General features: G+C 48.4%; 18 protein-coding genes. 9 read left to right on the forward strand and 9 right to left on the reverse strand.

The genetic code is table 11. The annotated features are described in order from the left end of the window. The first annotated feature begins 82 nt into the window (after positions 1-82). The 6 genes from PCH02S_RS07150 (at position 83) to PCH02S_RS07175 (ending at position 6,528) form a co-directional block, all read left to right on the forward strand. Entirely contained in the window at positions 83-613 is a 531-nt protein-coding gene (locus tag PCH02S_RS07150; RefSeq protein WP_127451458.1) for a hypothetical protein, read from the forward strand. Then, the gene (locus PCH02S_RS07155; protein ID WP_127451460.1) at positions 606-2,114 is read left to right on the forward strand and encodes an AAA family ATPase; all 1,509 of its coding nucleotides are present in this window, start codon (positions 606-608) and stop codon (positions 2,112-2,114) included. The genes PCH02S_RS07150 and PCH02S_RS07155 overlap by 8 nt, the downstream gene beginning before the upstream one ends. A gap of 227 nt (positions 2,115-2,341) precedes the next feature. Beyond that, entirely contained in the window at positions 2,342-3,214 is an 873-nt protein-coding gene (locus PCH02S_RS07160) for a 3-hydroxyacyl-CoA dehydrogenase family protein (RefSeq protein ID WP_127451462.1), read from the forward strand. Beyond that, positions 3,211-4,419: an acetate kinase gene (locus PCH02S_RS07165; protein ID WP_127451464.1), complete on the forward strand. Its 1,209-nt coding sequence runs from the start codon at positions 3,211-3,213 to the stop codon at positions 4,417-4,419. Before PCH02S_RS07160 ends, PCH02S_RS07165 begins: the two co-directional genes overlap by 4 nt. A gap of 99 nt (positions 4,420-4,518) precedes the next feature. Beyond that, positions 4,519-5,814, forward strand: a complete 1,296-nt coding sequence (asnS, locus tag PCH02S_RS07170) for an asparagine--tRNA ligase (RefSeq protein WP_127451466.1) — start codon at positions 4,519-4,521, stop codon at positions 5,812-5,814. Positions 5,815-5,847: 33 nt separating this feature from the next. Further along, positions 5,848-6,528, forward strand: a complete 681-nt coding sequence (locus tag PCH02S_RS07175) for a DnaD domain-containing protein (protein ID WP_127451468.1) — start codon at positions 5,848-5,850, stop codon at positions 6,526-6,528. Between the two features lie 72 nt (positions 6,529-6,600). Here PCH02S_RS07175 and mtnB read toward each other — a convergent pair whose 3' ends face one another. The 8 genes from mtnB to PCH02S_RS07215 form a co-directional block, all read right to left on the reverse strand. After that, positions 6,601-7,236: a methylthioribulose 1-phosphate dehydratase gene (gene mtnB, locus PCH02S_RS07180; RefSeq protein ID WP_127451470.1), complete on the reverse strand. Its 636-nt coding sequence runs from the start codon at positions 7,234-7,236 to the stop codon at positions 6,601-6,603. Further along, a complete protein-coding gene (locus PCH02S_RS07185) occupies positions 7,233-7,895 on the reverse strand; it encodes a 2-hydroxy-3-keto-5-methylthiopentenyl-1-phosphate phosphatase (protein WP_127451472.1) in 663 nt (220 codons plus the stop codon). Before PCH02S_RS07185 ends, mtnB begins: the two co-directional genes overlap by 4 nt. Further along, on the reverse strand, positions 7,892-9,160 hold the full coding sequence (locus PCH02S_RS07190) for a 2,3-diketo-5-methylthiopentyl-1-phosphate enolase (RefSeq protein ID WP_127451474.1): 1,269 nt from the start codon (positions 9,158-9,160) through the stop codon (positions 7,892-7,894). The genes PCH02S_RS07185 and PCH02S_RS07190 overlap by 4 nt, the downstream gene beginning before the upstream one ends. Before the next feature lie 42 nt (positions 9,161-9,202). Further along, complete coding sequence (gene proC, locus PCH02S_RS07195; RefSeq protein WP_127451476.1) at positions 9,203-10,072, reverse strand: pyrroline-5-carboxylate reductase; 870 nt, start codon at positions 10,070-10,072, stop codon at positions 9,203-9,205. Between the two features lie 27 nt (positions 10,073-10,099). Beyond that, positions 10,100-11,347 carry a glutamate-5-semialdehyde dehydrogenase gene (locus PCH02S_RS07200; RefSeq protein ID WP_127451478.1) on the reverse strand — a complete coding sequence of 416 codons (1,248 nt, stop codon included), beginning with the start codon at positions 11,345-11,347 and terminating at the stop codon, positions 10,100-10,102. Next, a complete protein-coding gene (locus PCH02S_RS07205) occupies positions 11,340-13,073 on the reverse strand; it encodes a proline--tRNA ligase (protein ID WP_127451480.1) in 1,734 nt (577 codons plus the stop codon). Before PCH02S_RS07205 ends, PCH02S_RS07200 begins: the two co-directional genes overlap by 8 nt. Positions 13,074-13,103: 30 nt before the next feature. Further along, positions 13,104-14,204 (reverse strand): glutamate 5-kinase, encoded by a 1,101-nt coding sequence (gene proB / locus PCH02S_RS07210; RefSeq protein ID WP_218033147.1) that lies wholly within the window; start codon positions 14,202-14,204, stop codon positions 13,104-13,106. 388 nt (positions 14,205-14,592) lie between these two features. Further along, positions 14,593-15,795 (reverse strand): aminotransferase class I/II-fold pyridoxal phosphate-dependent enzyme, encoded by a 1,203-nt coding sequence (locus tag PCH02S_RS07215; RefSeq protein ID WP_127451484.1) that lies wholly within the window; start codon positions 15,793-15,795, stop codon positions 14,593-14,595. 155 nt (positions 15,796-15,950) lie between these two features. Between PCH02S_RS07215 and PCH02S_RS07220 the strand changes: the two genes are divergently transcribed. From PCH02S_RS07220 to PCH02S_RS07230, 3 genes are all read left to right on the forward strand, one after another. After that, positions 15,951-16,481, forward strand: a complete 531-nt coding sequence (locus PCH02S_RS07220; RefSeq protein ID WP_127451487.1) for a DUF1572 family protein — start codon at positions 15,951-15,953, stop codon at positions 16,479-16,481. Positions 16,482-16,566: 85 nt separating this feature from the next. Further along, positions 16,567-17,367 (forward strand): carbon-nitrogen family hydrolase, encoded by an 801-nt coding sequence (locus PCH02S_RS07225; protein WP_246068978.1) that lies wholly within the window; start codon positions 16,567-16,569, stop codon positions 17,365-17,367. A gap of 365 nt (positions 17,368-17,732) precedes the next feature. Further along, on the forward strand, positions 17,733-19,115 hold the full coding sequence (locus PCH02S_RS07230) for a glycine--tRNA ligase (protein ID WP_127451489.1): 1,383 nt from the start codon (positions 17,733-17,735) through the stop codon (positions 19,113-19,115). A gap of 265 nt (positions 19,116-19,380) precedes the next feature. Here the strand turns inward: PCH02S_RS07230 and PCH02S_RS07235 are convergent, their stop codons facing one another. Next, complete coding sequence (locus PCH02S_RS07235) at positions 19,381-19,872, reverse strand: cysteine dioxygenase (RefSeq protein ID WP_127451491.1); 492 nt, start codon at positions 19,870-19,872, stop codon at positions 19,381-19,383. Positions 19,873-19,897 lie beyond the last annotated feature (25 nt).

Raw genomic sequence — 19,897 nt, forward strand, 5'->3', positions numbered from 1 at the left:
GGTCACAGTATATATCGCATGATATACTACTCGTATGGAATTGAACGCAACCTAATATATCGAGAAAGGGGGACGTTGACTGATGAAGCTACGTCTCTTACCTGTTGTACTGAGTGTAATTATTTCTGCCGGCGTATTATTCGGAGGCTGGTTCGCGTATACAAGTTTCGCTATGGAAAACCCATTATCAGATATCATCAGTAAAGTTCCCGGTGTGACAAGTTCAACGATGAAATTGGACAAAGATCGTGTTGATATAGAAGTTAGTTTACAAGCGGATGCGAATTTAAGAACGGTTGTTGAGCGGATTAACAAAGATGGCGCATCGATTATTGGCAAACGTACAGTAAATATTCAAATTAAAGATAATCCGTCCGAAAAGCTTAATGAATGGTGGTCCAAAGCTTTATTTGAAGTCGCTCAAGCCATGGAAACCAAGCATTATGCAGATATTCCGACGACCCTTCAAAAGTATGCGTCTGACATACCTAACATGAAAGTTGAAAGTGAAATGGATCAAACTTATGTTTATATTCGTCTGACAGATGGCGATGCCACAAAATTCATTATGCTTCCTAGATCCACGCAGATGGGAGTGTGGCCGAATGAGTAAAATTTATAAAGAGATTGGCATAGGCGCTATTCCGGTATTGCTAGTTTTCTTAATTTTCTTAGGGGTTAACATTATCCCTATTTTATTTGTCGGCGTATTAGGTGTTTCATTGTTTTATATGATCAGAGGCCGCGGCGGCATCGGTATTTCCGGTGGCGGTGGCGGCGATCGTAAAAGCAAAACGCGGACACCGGCGTTTCTCACCTTTGACGAGATTGGCGGACAAGATCGGGCGAAGAAAGAATTAACAGAGGCTCTTGATTTTTTGATTAAACACGAAGAAATTAAGCAGTTGGGCATTCGCCCCCTCAAAGGGATTCTGCTGACAGGTCCTCCAGGGACAGGTAAAACACTGATGGCAAAAGCAGCAGCTCATTATACGAATTCCGTTTATTTAGCAGCTTCAGGCAGTGAGTTTGTGGAGATGTACGTTGGTGTGGGTGCAAGCCGTGTTCGTGATTTGTTTAAGGAAGCAAGAAGCCGCGCCGTGAAGGAAGGCAAGGATAACGCGATTATTTTTATCGATGAGATTGATGTTATCGGCGGTAAACGTGACGGGGGGCAACAGCGCGAGTACGACCAAACGCTGAACCAACTGTTAACCGAAATGGACGGTATCCATACGAATGACGCTCCACGTATTTTGATTATGGCGGCAACGAACCGTAAAGAAATGCTCGATAGTGCGCTGCTTCGTCCAGGGCGTTTTGACCGTCATATTGAGGTTGATTTACCGGATAAAAAAGGCCGTCTTTCTATTTTGAATATTCATGTGAAAAATAAGCCGTTAGCTGTTGGCGTTTCTTTAGATACAGTTGCCGAACAAACGTTTGGGTTCTCGGGTGCTCAGCTGGAAGGCGTTCTGAACGAAGGGGCCATTTATGCGATGCGTGAGGATAAAAAGGAAATTGAGCAGCACCATTTGGCATCTGCGATTGATAAAGTCATGATGGGTGAGCGGACCGACAAGGAAACCGCGCAGGATGAAAAAGAACGCGTTGCGTACCATGAGCTGGGCCACGCTATTATCGCTGAGCTCGTGCGTCCTGGCTCGGTTTCGCAAGTAACCGTCAGTCCGCGCGGGAAAGCACTCGGTTATGTGCGTCATAATCCTCCGAAGGATCATTATTTATACACGAAGGATTATATCGAGCAGCAAATCATGATCGCCTTAGGCGGGGCCGCGGCGGAAGAAATTTTCTATGGCGGACGCAGCACAGGGTCGCGGAATGACTTTGAGCAAGCACTTTCTATGGTGCGCAATATGATGGATTCCGGCCTGACGTCGCTAGGTATCATAGACCGTGAAATGGTCACCAAAGATCAACTGATGAAAGAGAACACAGCCATTCTTGATGCGTTAATGATACGTACCAAGTCGCTGCTGGAGCAGCAGAGAAATGTATTTGATCATTCCTTCGCTATACTAATGGGGGAAGAAGTCATCTCAGGCGATACGTTCCGTAAGTTATTTGATGCTTCAGTTATACAAAGTGCATAGCGTACAAGATTTGAGGTTGTCACCAAAAGTAGCGAGAAATAAGCTGCTAGCGGGGCAGCCTTTTTTCTATGGGGAATTGTGTCAAAGGTCGTAAAGGTTCCGCAAGTTTTTGTGACGGATAATGAAATCTGGAAGTAAAAATTGTATGATATGAGTGGGTTCCTTAGGTTGTATTGCCCTGCAGTTGTGAATGATAAGAATGAGCAGTAAAGAAGGAGAAATCTGGCATGGTGTTTAAAACGATAGGTGTAGTCGGCGGTGGCACAATGGGGCAAGGCATTTCTGAAATGCTTGCAGCCAGCGGCCTGGAAGTATTGCTTGTTGAGAAAACAGTAGAGAAGCTGGATCGCGCGCTCGAGCAAATCCAGGTTAGTTTAGATAAACAAATCGAACGCTGGGCTTTGACGGAAGCGGAGAAGAAGCTCATTTTAGCGAAAATAAAGAAAGCGGATTCCCTGCAGGACATGGCCGCGTGCGACATGGTCATAGAAACAATTACAGAGGACTTGAATGCCAAGAAGCATGTTTTCTTCCAATTGAATCAAATCTGCGATTCTTCTATTATTTTAGCAACGAATACATCCACACTCAGCGTAACCGAAATTGCTGCCATCACAACCCATCCACAGAGGGTTATTGGCCTGCATTTCTTGCATCCGGTGGCGAAAGTCAATCTCGTCGAGATCATCCGGGCGATGAAAACCTCCGACGAAATCTTTGAACAAACGAGAAAATTTGTTGATGAGTTCATTCATAAAAAAGGCATTAAAGTCAATGAATCACCGGGCTTTATTACGTCGAGATTGATCTGCACGCTCATCAATGAGGCGTTGCATACACTATCTGAAGGCGTAGCAACCGCGGAAGATATCGATACCGCGATGCGGATTGGATATGATTTCAAATACGGGCCACTAGAAATGTGCGATCGATTCGGCTTGGATGCCGTGCATGATGCGCTTGAAGGGATGTTCCGCGATTATGGGGACATCAAATATCGGCCATCGTTTCTACTCAAGAAAATGGTTCGTGCCGGCCATTTAGGCGTCAAAACGGGAGAAGGATTTTTCCTTTATGACAAGGATGGTGACAGGCTATGAATATTCTTGTTATTAATGCAGGCAGCTCTTCGCTCAAATACCAGCTATTTCATATGGAAGATGATACGGTGCTGGCCAAAGGCCGCGTGGAGCGGATTGGGATGGAAACCGCCATCCTGCTGCATGAACCGAAGGACAAACCCGAAGTTCATGAGGTCAGTGAAATTTTGGAGCATACCACTGCGATCCGCAAGGTGCTTGCGCTGCTCGTTCATCCTGAGCACGGCGTAATCGCGTCAACCGCAGAGATTCACGCCGTCGGCCACCGCGTCGTTCACGGCGGTGAAAGCTTCAAGAGCTCCGTCCTCGTGGACCACGAGGTGAAGCAGGAGATCAAGCGGCTCTTTGATTTGGCGCCGCTGCACAATCCGGCGCATATGCTCGGCATATCCGCCGTAGAGGCGAACATGCCGGATGTTCCTCAGGCTGTCGTATTCGACACGGCCTTCCATCAGACCATGCCGGCGCAGGCCTACCTGTACCCGGTACCGATGGCTCTGTACCGCAAGCACAAAGTGCGCCGCTACGGGTTTCACGGCACTTCGCACAACTACGTCAGCGAACGCGCCGCAGCCTTTCTTGGCCGCCCGCTGGAGCAGTTGAAGCTCATTACCTGTCACATCGGTAACGGAGCTTCCTGCGCCGCCATAGAGGGCGGCAAATCCGTGGATACGAGCATGGGAATGACCCCGCTCGAAGGATTGATGATGGGCACGCGCAGCGGCGATCTGGATCCTGCCATCGTGCCCTATGCGATGGGCAAGGAGGATCTGACGCTGGGCGAGATCTCATCCATGCTGAACAAGCACAGCGGACTCCAGGCGATCTCAGGGTTATCCAGCGATATGCGGGAGATCACGGAATCGATGGAAGCTGGAGACAAAAACGCCAAGCTGGCTTTTGACATGTACGAGTATCGCTTGCGCAAGTATATAGGTGCTTACGCCGCGGCCATGAATGGTGTGGATGCCATTGTATTTACAGCAGGTGTCGGCGAAAATTCGGAAGTGCTACGCAAACGGGTTTGCGAGCATCTGACTTATCTCGGCGTGGAATTCGATGATGCCGCTAACCGCACAGGAAGAGGGCTGGAACGTCGTATTTCAACGGTAAATGCCAAAGTCCAAGTGCTGGTCATACCAACGAATGAAGAATGGGTTATCGCCAGAGACACCTATCATTTGGTTCAATCAACGACACACTGAATCTTTGCTTGAAATAGTGTACAATAGAAAAGCGCCGAAATTAGCGACAGGGGCAACCCGGCAAGAGTAGGTTTGCACGAAAACTCAAGGAGGTACTGAATCAGTATGAAATGTACGATTGGTGAAGTAAAACATCATGTCGGCGAGTCAGTTACAATTGGCTGTTGGCTAAACAAGAAACGGTCTAGCGGTAAAATTCAATTTTTACAACTTAGAGACGGTTCAGGATATATACAGGGTGTTGTAGTGAAAAGTGAAGTCGGAGAAGACGTATGGGAAGCGGCGTCCAAGCTGACACAAGAAAGCTCGCTGTACATAACAGGCAAAGTGAAAGAGGATACGCGCAGCAAAGGCGGCTTTGAGCTTGATGTTACTGGCGTAGAGATCATTCAGGTAACGGAAGAATATCCGATCACACCGAAGGAGCATGGCGTCGATTTCTTGATGGATAACCGCCATCTGTGGATTCGTAGCCCGCGCCAACGTGCGGTTCTCGTTATTCGCGCGCAGATTATTCAAGCCGTTCAGCAATTTTTTAATGATCGCGGCTTCCATCTGGTAGATCCGCCGATTCTGACGCCATCCTCGTGTGAAGGAACGACAAATTTGTTCCACACCAAATACTTTGATGAAGATGCCTTCCTGACGCAAAGCGGACAGCTGTATATGGAAGCGGCTGCGATGGCGCTTGGTCGCGTGTATTCATTCGGCCCAACATTCCGTGCTGAAAAATCTAAAACAAGAAGACATCTGATTGAGTTCTGGATGATCGAGCCGGAGATGGCCTTCGTAGACCATGCTGAAAATCTTGAAGTCCAAGAGCAATTCGTATCTCATATTGTACAAACGGTGCTCAAAAATTGTGCGCAAGAGCTGGAAACCTTAGAGCGCGACACGTCCAAATTGGAGAAAATCAAAGGCTCCTTCCCGCGTATTACGTACGATCAAGCCGTTGAATTCCTGCAAAAGAATGGCCATGAATTCGAGTGGGGCGAAGATTTCGGAGCGCCGCATGAGACAGCTATTGCTGCAGAGTATGAAACACCCGTGTTCATTACACATTGGCCAACGGAAATTAAAGCTTTCTACATGAAACCAGATCCTAGCCGTCCGGAAGTCGTGTTATGTGCGGATATGATTGCTCCTGAAGGGTATGGAGAAATTATCGGAGGCAGCCAGCGGATTGATGATCCGGAATTGATGGAACAACGCTTCCAAGAGCATGATTTGCCGAAAGAAGCCTACCAATGGTATCTCGACCTGCGGAAATACGGAACTGTGCCGCATTCCGGTTTCGGCCTGGGTCTTGAACGTACCGTTGCTTGGATTTGCGGTTTGGATCACGTTCGCGAAACGATTCCATTCCCACGTTTGTTATACCGTCTATATCCGTAATCCGTTATCAACCAAAGGTAGAAAGGAGACCGGATGAGTAAATCGTTCCATACACAGCAGCAGATCGAGGCCGTCCTATTGGCCAGCTTCCAGGAGGGCAGCGTCGCGGTACCGCTTCTTCTGCTGAAGAACTATCGTGCCCTCCAGTTAAGCGAAATCGAGGTCATGACGCTAATCCATCTCATTTCCTTTTTGGATAAAGAAAAGTACGATTTTCCAACCCCGGATGAGATTCAATCCCGCATGTCGGCTTCTCCAGATCTGGTCATTGCCAGCTTGCAGAAGTTGATTCATGAGCAATTCATTACTATTGATGAAGACATGGAAGTATCGACGGGGATTCGGAGTGAGAGATACAATCTGACTCCGCTTTACCGAAAGTTAGCCAAACAGGTAGCTGAGCAAGAACTGGCTAAACTATCGGCTGTGCGCGCGCCATTGCCGACCGATGAGGGAGCCAGAAATATTTTCACCACGTTCGAAAAAGAATTTGCACGTCCATTAACACCGATGGAGCTGGAAACGATCAGCGGATGGTTAGACAAAGATCAATATAAGGAAGAGCTCATTATGACGGCATTGAAGGAAGCTGTTTTTGCCGGCAAGGTCCATTTCCGATATATTGACCGCATTCTGCTGGAATGGAGCCGCAATCGAGTGGGCACCGTGGATCAAGCAAAGGAATATTCACAACGTTTCAGGCAATCAAGATAATAGAAGAGGCTGTCTCTTGGGTCATTTCGGACCTTGGAGACAGCCTCTTTGGTTTTACTTCAGATCAGCCAATTATTTATTCAGCAGATGAGAGCGATATACGTACTCAAACAGGAATTCAAATGCTTCCAAGTGACGTTTGGCTTCGAACGCATTCGCACCCCATGCATAAATCCCGTGCTTGCGCAGGACGATTCCAGGGATCCGTGGAACGATGGCATCTTCAACAAGCGCTGCAATACGTGGAATTTCTGCATAGTTCGGTAAAATTGGAATCTCAATTTGAGCTTCTTCATCCCAAATATTAAAGGCTTTGATCAGCTCAACGCCGTCGACAGGAATGCTTTTACGCTCCCAATAAAGCTCTGATACCAAGTTGTTGAAAATAGTATGCACATGAAAAATAGCGCCAGCGCCTGTTAAGCGATAAATCTCGCTATGGATCAGCGTTTCAGCCGAAGGCTTGAGGCTTGTTGCTTCCGTAGCGACACCTTTTTCATTAACAAGGAGGAAATCTTCCGGCGTCTGCACGGATTTATCTTTGCCGCTTGACGTAATGGCGAAAGTGAATTGTTCTGGCTCGAAGCCGCCTACACGAACGGATAAATTGCCGCTTGTCGCCGGAAACCAGCCTCTTGCAGCTAAATTGGCTTTAATCTCGCGCAGTTCAGCGAATGCGCGTTGTTTCTCTTCCAGTAAAATACTCATGCTACAGGTTCAGCCTCCAATTGCTTCATAATATCGAAGAAGTTATCGAATGGGTAATAAGCGTATCCCAGCTTCTCACACATATCGATAAGATGGGAGCGTGCAAAAATCGTATCGACCAGCTTAGCTCCTTCGAAATCGGTCACGCTATCTCCGATGATGATTCGTTCATACCGATTGGCATCATAGGAACGAATGATACTTGTTTTGCACATGCCACAATCCGTTTGACAATGCTCATCACATTTATTAGGCCACAAGATTTCAATGACGCTGCCCTCGAAGGAGGAGGCATTGCAATAAATGTTCTCATGTGGAATCGGAAAAGGCTTCAGCAGCGGGTAAATAAAGAAATCGATGCCTCCGCTTGTAATTAATAGCTTGATATTTTGCTCTTTGCAATAGTCGACGAATTCCTTGAAGCCGTCCCGAATGACTGCATTGCTGATGGCATACTCAACAATTTCATCTTTGCGTGAAGTGGGCAGCAGGGCGAACATGTCGCCGACGCCTTGGCGAATGGACGTACTTTTATTCAAAATGCGTTCTACAATCGCGTCCCAACCCGGCGGGTTAAAATGTTTCATAATCGCCACAATGTTATCATTTACGGTAATGGTTCCGTCAAAATCGCAAAAAATGATGCGTTCCTTACTCATTCTCTTATCCCCCAAGTGTCAATAGCTGATAATAATTCTGGATGTGTTTGGGCGTAATCGCGAAGGTGTATCCCTTGCAGTGTTGCGTCTATAGCTTGGCGGAATGCTCGCCCTCCGGCGATTGTACCAAGCGGATGGCCATGAATGCCCCCGCCTGCATTTACAATCACGTCGTGACCGAAGTCTCTCAGTATGAGAGGGACCAAGCCAGGGTGTATGCCCGCAGATGGTACAGGGAACGAAGCAGCCAGTTTCAAATGAGCGTCTGCCGGAGCGTTGTAGCTGTAATCGGTATGTAGATCATTTGTTAACAGGACTTGTTTAATGGCCAGGTTTTCTTCTCTCGGCATAACCACAGAACCGTAGGGAGAAGGGAACAACACCAGATCTGCTCCTGCAAGACGCATCAATTTACCAAGCAGCACAGAAGGGGAGATTCCGTAGTGCGGCGAAGGATACGTTGCACCGGCCATGGCCGGATGTGCCATAATCGGAATCGTAATCTCCGGGTCGGCGCTTAGCTCATGCAGAACGTCGAAGCCGTAGGCTAATACATTGAATAAAAGGGCGTTAGCTCCTGCCCGGATCGCTTTCTTGGCTTGCGCGGCCAGTTTCGAAGTAGGGCCGGTCAAATTCACGGCGTACAGCAGCTTCTGGCCGGTTTCTTTGGAAGCTTGGGCTGCTGCCTCCATACAAATCTCAATCCGCTTCTCCAGCGGAGTCAACGGATTTTCAAATAAAATCTCATCGTCTTTGATTAAATCCACGCCGCCTGCCGCTTGCAAATAAAATTGTTCGCGCAGAGCCGGCAGCTCATAGCCGACAACGGATTTAAAGATGCTCATCAGCAGCGGACGGTCATGAACGCCTAGAAGGTCGCGCACGCCTTGCATCCCGAACTTCGGTCCAGCGAAGCCGGCAAGGAAGTCAGTGGAGAATTTCAAGTCAATCAGTTTAATTTTGCCGTCCATGGATAGTTTGCCGAAAACGGTGACTAACAGCGCAGGGATATCGCGGCTGAAATTGACGTCAGGATAAGCGATCGTAATGTCCGCATAGCGCGCACTGATAGACTCTCCAGGAGCGGGCTCGTGAACCTCTACGGCAATCACTTTGCCCAAATGTTTTTCCATTTGTGCCTTCTGAGCCTCAGGCAGTTCCGTCCATGAGCCGACGGTCAGGCCGACCGCGATGCCCGTTGCTTTTTTATGAAAATCGGCTTTCTCTTCGAAACTCCGATATGTGGCTAAACAATATGCACTCATCGTAAATGTTCACCTGCTTTGCTAGAATAAAACCTTGTTCATTCAGGACGTTTTGCTCACTGGGCTTGGGGCTGCGATTTGCTCGCCCATTTCTTTGGCCCGTTCAGCCGAGCGGAATACGGCCTTGGTAATAGCTTCCGTAAATTGGTAATGATCCAATGCTTCGATGGAAGCCTGCGTAGCACCATTTGGTGATGTCACCTTACGGCGAAGCTCAGCTGGATCTTCCTGGGTATGCTGGACCATATGAGCGGCGCCAAGCACGGTTTGCAGTGTTAACTGGCGGGAATCTTCTTCGGTTAGACCGCCTTCGATGCCGGCTTTGATCATGGCTTCCATGAAATAGTAGACGTAGGCAGGGCCGCTGCCGGATACGCCTGTAAGAATTTCCAGCTTTTCTTCTTCAACAATGGATACTATGCCCACCGCTTCGAACATTTGGGTTGCGAGCTGCTTGAATGTATCATTCACGTTTGCGGAGAAGCTCATCCCTGTAGCGCCCAATCCAATCGTTGAGGAAGTGTTCGGCATTGTGCGAGTAATCGGCATTTTCGATTCCAGCAAAACTTCCATTTTGGCGATGGATAGGCCGGCGATGACGGATACGAGCAGCTGATTTTCATTCAAAAGCGGCTTCAGATCCTCAAATGCGGTCACAACATCTTTGGGTTTCATACAAAGTACGACGACATCTGCTTGGCGCAGGTAAGCTTCTTTGGTAGCAGGATCGGAAGTAGCTTGCAGGCCATACTCAGAGCGAAGAAAGGCTAATCGGTCTTGATCAGAACGGTTCATCACATAAATATGCTGTGGATTGGCTACTTTGGTTTGAATCAGACCTCGGATAATGGCTTCCGACATGGAGCCTGCACCGACAAAAGCAATTTTGGCTTGGGATAAAGTTGTGGACATCGTACATTCCTCCTCAAATTGTATGAACTATTGACGTATTTGACCGTTTCCGTAAATACGGTATTTGGTTGAAGTTAAGGCTGGCAGACCCATCGGTCCGCGAGCGTGCAGTTTTTGAGTCGAAATGCCGATTTCCGCACCGAATCCGAATTCAAAGCCATCTGTGAAACGCGTCGAGGCATTGTGGTAAACCGCTGCCGCATCGACTTCCTGCAGGAATCTCTCCGCATTGGCGGCATCTTCCGTCACAATACACTCGGAATGCATCGTGCCGAATTGGCGAATGTGGTCAAGCGCTTCATCCAGATCTTTGACTACTTTGACATTAAGAATGTAATCTCCATATTCCGTTCCCCAATCTGCCGACGCTGCTGTCTGCATGCTAGAGACCAAGTCTCTGGCACGATCGTCTCCTCTAAGCTCGACATTGGCGCCTGTGAAAGCTTCCGCAATGGCGTTCAAATGTTTGGCTGCCACAGCTTCATGTACGAGCAGAGTTTCCATCGAATTGCAAACGGAAGGACGTTGAGCTTTGGCGTTAAGCCCAATAGAGATAGCCATTTCAAGCTGTGCGCTTTCGTCTATAAAAGTATGACATACACCTGCTCCTGTTTCAATGACAGGGACGGAGGCGTTATTGACAACATTTTGAATAAGTGAGTGTCCGCCTCTTGGGATGAGAACGTCAATAAGGCCGTTCAGTTTCAGCATTTCATCTACAGAACTGCGATCCGCACTTAAGATCAATTGAAGGGCGTCAGCCGGGATAGCGGACCGGTTTAGCGCGCCATGCAGAACCTCGACGATTTTCTCATTGGAAAATAGAGCGGAAGAGCCGCCACGCAGCACAACGGCGTTGCCTGTTTTGAGGCACAATCCTGCGGCATCCACGGTAACATTGGGTCTAGCTTCATAGATGATGCCGATCACGCCAAGCGGAACACGAATTTTGCGAATGCGAAGACCATTCGGACGGTCAAAATCTTCAAGCGTATCCCCGATTGGATCGGGTAGTTCAGCGATTTGACGCAATCCTTCAGCGATGGCGGCAATCCGGGACTCGTTAAGAGCAAGACGGTCAAGCAGGGAAGCGCTGGTGCCAAGCTGCTTGCCGCGCTCCAAATCCTTGGCATTTGCTTCAATAATAGCTTGTTGCTCAGTAACAAGGGCATCTGCCATAAGCAGCAACGCTGCGTTTTTCTGTTCCGTTGTGAGATTACCCATTGTTTGGGCTGCTTGTTTCGCTAATTTGGACTTTTGAACGACTTCACTCATGGGAAGATCGACCTCCTGTTTGGAAAAAAGTTTGGCAATGCGCAATGATTTGTTCAGCCGTAAGTTCATACTGATCTCCGCTGCGGCGTTCTTTACATTCCACGATATGTTCGGCAGCTTTCTTGCCTACCGTAATTCGAAGCGGGAAGCCAATCAGGTCGGCATCGTTGAATTTCACGCCAGGACGATCTTCACGATCATCCCAGAGGACGGAATAGCCGGCATCGGTTAATGATTTATAAATCTCTGTGGATAACTTCATCTGAATTTCGTCCTGCACATGAACGGTGAGGAGATGAACAGCGAAGGGAGCAACAGACGCCGGCCAAATGATGCCTCGTTCATCATGATTTTGTTCGATAATGGCGGCCAGCACACGGGAAACGCCAATTCCGTAGCAGCCCATAATGATGGGCTCGGAAGCGCCATTCTCGTCGCTGAACGATGCGCCTAGCGAACGGCTGTATTTGGTTCCCAGTTTGAAAACATGACCGACCTCAATGCCTTTGGCAAAAGAGAGTTCATGTCCGCAAGTTAGACAGTGCTCGCCTTCTGTAACATTTCGCAAATCATAATAGGCCAGGCCGGCAAGATCCCGCTCAACCTGGACATGCGTGAGGTGATAATCAGCTTCGTTGGCACCGATGACAGCGTCCTGCATGCCGATTACAGAGGAATCTGCGATAATTTTAGCGTTCTGAAGTCCAATAGGTCCGATGAATCCAGCTTTGGAACCTATTTGTTGGATGCCGGCTTCGGATAACATCGTGAATTCTGTACCGTTCAAGGCATTTTTCAACTTAATTTCATTGACTTCACAATCACCGCGAAGAAGGACAATCACCGGTTCGCCATTCGCTTCAATTGCGATGGATTTAATGATTTGCTTTGGCGAAACTTGAAGGAACTCGCTAAGTTGTTTAATGCTGGTTACCTGTGGCGTGTGCACTTTTTGGGGTTCGTTAGGCAGGTCTGATCGCTTGCTCGCTGTATCAGTAAAAGCCGGCAATTGACCAACCGCTTTCTCCAAATTGGCTGCATACTGACAGGAAGGACAATGAACGATGGTATCTTCCCCAATGTCCGCTAGCGCCATGAACTCATGGGTATCCGTACCGCCAATCGCCCCGGAATCCGCTTCAACCGCCCGGAAATTTAACCCGCAACGCGTGAAAATCCGATGATAAGCCTTGTACATGCTCTCATAACTCTCATCGAGACCGCTCTGCGAACGATCGAAGGAATAGGCGTCCTTCATAAGGAACTCACGTCCGCGCAGCAGGCCGAATCTAGGTCTTCGTTCATCACGGTACTTCGTTTGGATTTGATAAAGCGTGACAGGAAGTTTTTTATAGGACTGAATTTCATCCTTAACAATCGTTGTAATCACTTCTTCATGGGTTGCTCCTAGAGCAAACTCACGCCCATGCCGGTCTTCCAGACGCATTAATTCGGGCCCATAAACGTCCCAACGGCCGGAAGCTTTCCATAATTCGGAGGGATGAAGCGCTGGCATGAGCATCTCTTGCGCACCGGCGGCGTCCATCTCTTCCCGAACGATGGTTTGGATATGTTGAAGGGCTTTAAGCCCCAATGGCAGATAGGTGTAAATACCGCTGGATAACTGGCGGATCAGTCCCGCACGCAGCATCAGCTTGTGGCTAGCGACTTCGGCATCACCCGGGACATCTCGTAAAGTTGGGATCAGCAAGCGTTGTTGTCTCATGGTTGGTGTGCCTCACTTTCATTAGTCAATTTAAGCAAGCGGAACCCATTCATCTCGGTGAATGACTTCAATTCTTGCCACTTCGACGCGCTTCTGGACTTCTTCGGTTGATAATCCTGCTGCTGCTTGTATTTGCCAAGCAGCGTAGTTGACAACACCGCGTCCGAGCAGCGAACCTTCGTTGCTGAGCACTTCGACCACGTCGCCGGGGTGGAAGTCCCCGGTAGCTCCAATGATTCCGGCGGGGAGCAAGCTTTTGCCGCCGCTCATCAGGGCCGATCTCGCGCCAGGATCGACGAGGATTTGGCCTTGGGGCAGCGAGTGGAAGCCGACCCATTGTTTCTTCACCGGCAGATTGTTCAGCGCCGTGTCGAAGTACGTGCCTTTGCCGCTGCCGCCGACGGCAATGGGCAGATCGCCGGGCTCCAGCACGCGCCCGATAAAGACCGGCACGCCCCCGCGCATCGCGATGCGGGCGGCTTCGACCTTCGAGCGCATGCCGCCGGTGCCGACCGCGCTCCCTGAACCTCCAGCGAAGCTGAACAGCTCGTCGCTGATGGCGGCTACGCGATCGATACGCTGAGCGTTCGCGTTCTTGCGGGGATCGTCCGTGTACAGACCGTCCATATCTGTAATGATGATCAATTTGCTGGCCTTCACCAAATTGCCCACCAAGGCTGACAAGGTATCGTTGTCGCCGAACTTAAGCTCATCCACCGAGACAGTGTCATTCTCGTTGATAATCGGGACGACATCGCGCTGCAGCAGCTCGTCGATCGTCATCAACGCGTTCTGGACGCGCTTGCGGTTGGAGAAGTCGTACCGGGTCAGCAAAATTTGCGCCACGCTAATACCGTGGGACGCAAAGGCTTCATGGTACGCCTGCATGAGCAGCGCTTGCCCCACGGCAGCGGCAGCTTGCTTCTCGTGCAGCACCTTGGGACGCGTGCGGTACCCAAGGGAGGTGAAACCTGCGGCTACTGCGCCGGATGTCACGAGCAGGACTTGGTTACCGTCCTTCTGTAATTGCGCAAGTTCCGATGCGAAAAACCGGATTTTATCGGGATTTAAACCACCCGTATCTGAAGTTAAAGAAGAACTGCCGATTTTCACGACGATGCGCTGTGTCATTACGATCCCATCCTTTGTTTGAACAATATGTAAATAATGGATATAAAAAAAGACTCCCGTCCTCATAACATAAGGACGAAAGTCTGTAGCTTCCGCGGTACCACCTTAGATTGGCGCACGCCAAAAAGGCTGCACCCAACTCTGGATTCCCTGGATAACAGCAGGGGACTGTTCAACTCATCGTTGACGGTTCAGGGGCGGGTTCGGAATCGGTTCACGGCAAGCTCTCTCAGTCGGTGGAGCTTACTCTCTGTTTACGTGCTGTTCGTTCCTACTATTCCCATCATAACATTGCGATATAGAAGTTTTGGAAGACTTCCTTTTTTGGTTCTATATAGAATAGCACGGGGTACAAGTGTTTGTAAAGAAGCAGATGCCACTAGTTTTACTAGCCGAACAGGTTCAGCTTTCCAATGCGCTGTACAGCTTCTGCTAATCTTTCTTCCGAAGATAAGAGACCCAGACGTACATAACCCTCACCATGTGTACCAAAGCCAATGCCTGGTGCGACGACCACTTTTGCCTCCTGAAGAAGCAGATCAGCAAGGCTTTGCGACGTGTGTCCCTTCGGCACCGGCAGCCAAGAGAAGAAGGAGCCTTGGGAAGGACGGGCATTCCAGCCAATGTTCGCTAGAGCGGTGTACAAAGCATTACGGCGGCTTTCATAGACATCCCGAAGCTCGCTGACGCAATCTTGGGAAGCAGTGAGGGCCGTTGCCGCAGCGGCTTGAATGCCGCCGAACAAGGAGCAATAGTAATGATCCTGCATTAAGTTGATGAGGCGGATGACTTCCTTGTTACCCAGCGCAAAACCTACGCGCCAGCCTGCCATGTTATACGTTTTGGAAAGTGTATAAAACTCGATGCCAACTTCTTTGGCGCCAGGCGTCTGTAAGAAGCTGATTGGTTTCTCGCCGTCAAATCCAATAGCGCCGTAAGCAAAATCACTGGCTACGACCACGCCGCTCTTCTGCGCGAATTGGACCGTTTCTTCATAGAAGGAAGCGGGTGCTGTAGCGCCAGTCGGATTGTTCGGATAGTTGATAAACATGAGTTTCGCGCGGTCCAGATCGGATTGCTTCAATGCCGAGTAATCCGGAAGAAAGTTATTTTCTTCTCGCAAAGGCATGAATGCCATCTCCGCTCCGGCTAATGCGACACCTGACCAATAATCGGGATAACCCGGGTCGGGCACAAGGCAAACATCGCCAGGGTTCAATAAACACTGAGCGATCTCGATGAGTCCTGTTTTGCCACCAAAAAGAATGGCGACCTCCGTATCCGGATCCAGATCAACCTGATGATCTTCTTTATAACGTTGTGCAATCGCTTGTTTCAGAAACGGAAAACCGCTGAAAGGCGGATATTTATGATACAAAGGATTAGCGGCTGCTTCCTGCATCGAAGCTACGATATGAGGCGGCGTTGGGCGATCCGGGTTGCCTTGTCCCAGATTGATCACATCATGCCCTAATGCAATTTGTTCATTCGCTTTGCCTACGAGCGTAGCGAAAAATTGGGTAGGCAAACCTTTCATACGTTCAGCTGGCTGTATGGGGAAAGCACTTGTTTGTGTAGATAGCGTAGTCACGGTTTTAATTCACACTCCGGAGGTCGGGATTTTAATTAATAACCTAAATGTAACATGATTAGTCTATTTTTCATAGTGATGAAAAAAATCGATTTTACAATAGACTAGTCTTATCATACAGTTAATTCAAAAGCTGTGGAAAGGTGATGAGAGGCATGTCAGACCAATCACAAGTTGCTCAAGTTTTTTTGCAGGAGTCGATTCGTGCTTTTGAGAGTATGAAAAAACTGGCGGATCAAGCATTTGCGCAGGCGGCGGATGAGCATTTTTATCAAACCTTGGATGAAGAGTCGAACTCTTTGGAAGTGTTGATCAAACACATGCATGGGAATATGTTATCCCGTTGGGTCGATTTTCTAACATCGGATGGGGAGAAGGAGACGCGGGAGCGCGACATGGAATTCGAAAGCAGCCGTTACTCGCGGGAGGAGCTTCTTTCTTTGTGGGAGGAAGGATGGAAAGTGCTATTTGATGCCCTGCATTCCCTAACATCTGAGGATGTTTTGCGCATCATTCGCATTCGCGGACAAGAGCATACGGTCATTCAAGCCATTCAGCGCCAGGTTTCTCATTATGGTTATCATGTGGGACAAATTGTTTTCTTGAGCAAACACTTGGCCAGCCAACAAGGCTGGAAAACGCTTAGCATAGCAAGAGGTCAATCGAAAGCTTTCCGGCCGTCTTAAGCCAGCACTTGGGTTCAAAGCGATTTTCGATTATGATGGAGAACAGAAATGGCTATTTTCGCCCACTGGAAGGAGTATTTACAGTATGTCAGAATCCAAACAGCTTCATTTGGCACTCATTCAAATGGATATCACGATCGGTGAACCAGATAGGAACTTTGCCCGATTGGAGATGCTGCTCCAAGAGGCTGTGCAAAACGATCCGAAACCGGATGTCATCGTTTTTCCTGAGATGTGGAACACCGGCTATGCCTTAACGGAGATTCAGCAGCTTGCTGATGTGAACGGGGAGCGGACAAAAGCGCTATTGAGCAATTTTGCCAAAGCGAACCATGTGAATATTATTGGCGGTTCGATTGCCGATAAAAAAGAAGAGCGTGTGCTGAACACGATTTATGCGTTTGATCGCGAAGGGGCGGAAATTGCGGAGTATTCCAAAATTCATTTGTTCCGCTTGATGGACGAAGAGAAATTTCTGCACAGCGGCGACCAGCTAGGCCGATTTGAGCTTGAAGGCGTACGGGCTGGCGCCATGATTTGCTACGATATCCGATTCCCGGAGCTGGCACGCAAATTAGCGCTGGATGGCGCTAGAATTTTATTCGTTCCTGCCGAGTGGCCTCATCCGCGATTGCATCACTGGCGCACGCTGCTCATGGCTAGAGCGATTGAGAATCAAATGTACGTCGTTTCTTGCAATCGTGTCGGAACGAGCGGTACAACGAGCTTCTTCGGACACTCCATGGTTATTGACCCTTGGGGCGAAGTGCTTGTGGAAGGCGACGAGAGCGAAGCGATTTTACATGCAACGATTGATCTGGAGGAAGTAGTGCGTGTAAGGGCTAAAATTCCGGTCTTCGAGGACCGCCGTCCACATTTATATTAATTTTTTTGAATTAGGCGGTAAGCATTTGATTTTTTGTCGGTTTTTCTGTAAACTAAAGCCAATTGAATGATCAATTGCGGCAGTGAAGGATGAATAGTACTTGAACAACTTCTTGTTCAGCGAGCTGGGGACGGTGAGAGCCCAGACAGGAGCTCAAGGAAAAGGCTATCCGGAGCCGATACGATAAAGGGGATACAGGCTTTTACAGGTGTATCAACTAGGGTGGAACCGCGGGTGCGTAAGGCTCTCGTCCCTAGGCATGATTTGATGCCTTTGGATGTGGAGCTTTTTTTGCGTGCTCATATCCAAACGGACGTCTTAGGGCTCTCGGCCCCATTATGATAAATTGAAGGAGCGAATGAACAATGAGTGTTACCATGGATCAAGTTGTCGCATTAGCAAAGCACAGAGGTTTTGTATTCCCGGGTTCTGAAATTTATGGCGGTTTGGCCAACACATGGGATTACGGTCCGTTAGGTGTTGAGTTGAAAAATAATATCAAACGCGCTTGGTGGAAAAAATTCGTTCAGGAATCCCCTTACAATGTAGGTCTTGACGCTGCCATTCTGATGAATCCACAGGCTTGGGTAGCTTCCGGTCACGTAGGAAACTTCAACGATCCGATGATTGATTGCAAAAACTGTAAAGCGCGCCACCGTGCGGATAAGCTGATTGAGAACAAATTAGCTGAAAAAAACATCGAAATCGTCGTAGACGGTATGACGTTCGATGATATGATGAAGCTGATTGTCGAGCATAACATCGTTTGTCCGGATTGCGGCAGCAAAGATTTCACGGATATCCGCCAGTTCAATCTGATGTTCAAAACGTTCCAAGGCGTAACAGAAGCAAGCTCCAACGTTGTTTATCTGCGTCCTGAAACAGCTCAAGGTATTTTTGTTAACTTTAAAAATGTACAACGTACGATGCGTAAAAAGCTGCCATTCGGTATCGGTCAAATCGGTAAAAGCTTCCGTAATGAGATCACGCCGGGTAACTTTACGTTCCGTACACGTGAATTTGAACAAATGGAGCTTGAGTTCTTCTGCAAACCGGGCGAGGATATGAAGTGGTTCGAGTACTGGAGAAGCTTCTGCCACAACTGGCTGCTGTCATTGGGCGCGAAAGGTGAAAACCTTCGCCTGCGTGACCACAATGAAGATGAGTTGTCCCATTACAGCAACGCTACGACAGATATTGAGTACAAATTCCCGTTTGGTTGGGGCGAGCTTTGGGGGATTGCGGATCGGACGGATTTTGATTTGAAACAGCACATGGAGCATTCCGGTGAAGATTTCAACTATATCGATCAAGAAACGAATGAGCGTTATGTTCCTTATTGCATCGAGCCGTCCCTTGGCGCGGACCGTGTAACGTTGGCGCTGTTGATTGACGCGTTCGAAGAGCAAAAGCTGGAAGGTGACGACAGCCGTACAGTTCTTCACTTCCACCCTGCGCTTGCACCAATCAAGGCGGCTATTTTCCCGCTTTCCAAGAAGTTGAATGATGGCGCACAAGCTGTTTTTGCTGATCTGGCGAAACATTTCATGGTTGACTATGATGATACGGGATCAATCGGTAAAAGATATCGCCGTCACGATGAAATCGGTACGCCGTTCTGTATCACGTACGATTTCGAGTCCGAGACAGATGGTCAAGTAACAGTACGTGATCGTGACACGATGGAACAAACGCGGATGCCAATTGCAGAGTTAAAAGCATTCATCGAGAATTCCCTACAGTTTTAATATAAAAAGGCTGGCCATTAAGGTAGATAAACCTTGTGGTCAGCCTATTTTTTCTGCTGTGAGTTCGCTTTTAGTGTGCCAGGGGGAACTACAGGGTGCTATTTTGCTCAAAATAGCTCTTTGAACGGTAGGAGGGGAACTACGGTCCCTTATTTTGATGGATATGGTGGATATTTAGGCGGTCGGGGCGAAATAAGGCCCTGTAGTTCCTCTTCACGCAAGAATTATAACTTTTATGCAGAACAGTACCCTGTACTTCCTTTATTTAAATGACGTAATCGAGAACTTCACTGTATGGCAAATAACGATGAACGTCAGTAAGCGGTGGACTATAGACATGAATGGATACGGCGGGCTCATGGAACGGATTGCTAAGCTGATGGATTTGATCCTTCGGAGCTGTAAAATAGTCGCCTGTTCGAATCAAATCATCGCTATGAACAACCGGATAACCTTCCGTGTCCAGATGGAATTTGGAATTGACAATATGGCCTTGAACCAAGCAGGCAGCTCCTATCGAAGCTCCGTGATTATGAATGGCTGTTGCAGCTGAGGCGGGAATGTGAATGATAATGACTTCAAGCTCTTTGTTGCTATAAATGACATTGCGGCCATAAGCTAGATTCAGGGGTTCAGTCTTATGATCAGGCACCTCGTGAAATAAGCTGTTTACGGACTGAAGCGCAGATTTTAGTTGTTCTAATGAGGGTTCTTGCAATTTACAGAATGACTGCTCAATTGCTTCTATTAACATCATGGTTTCCGCCTCCTGGGCACTTGGT

Source organism: Paenibacillus chondroitinus NBRC 15376, assembly GCF_004000765.1.
Taxonomy (GTDB): domain Bacteria; phylum Bacillota; class Bacilli; order Paenibacillales; family NBRC-103111; genus Paenibacillus_E; species Paenibacillus_E chondroitinus.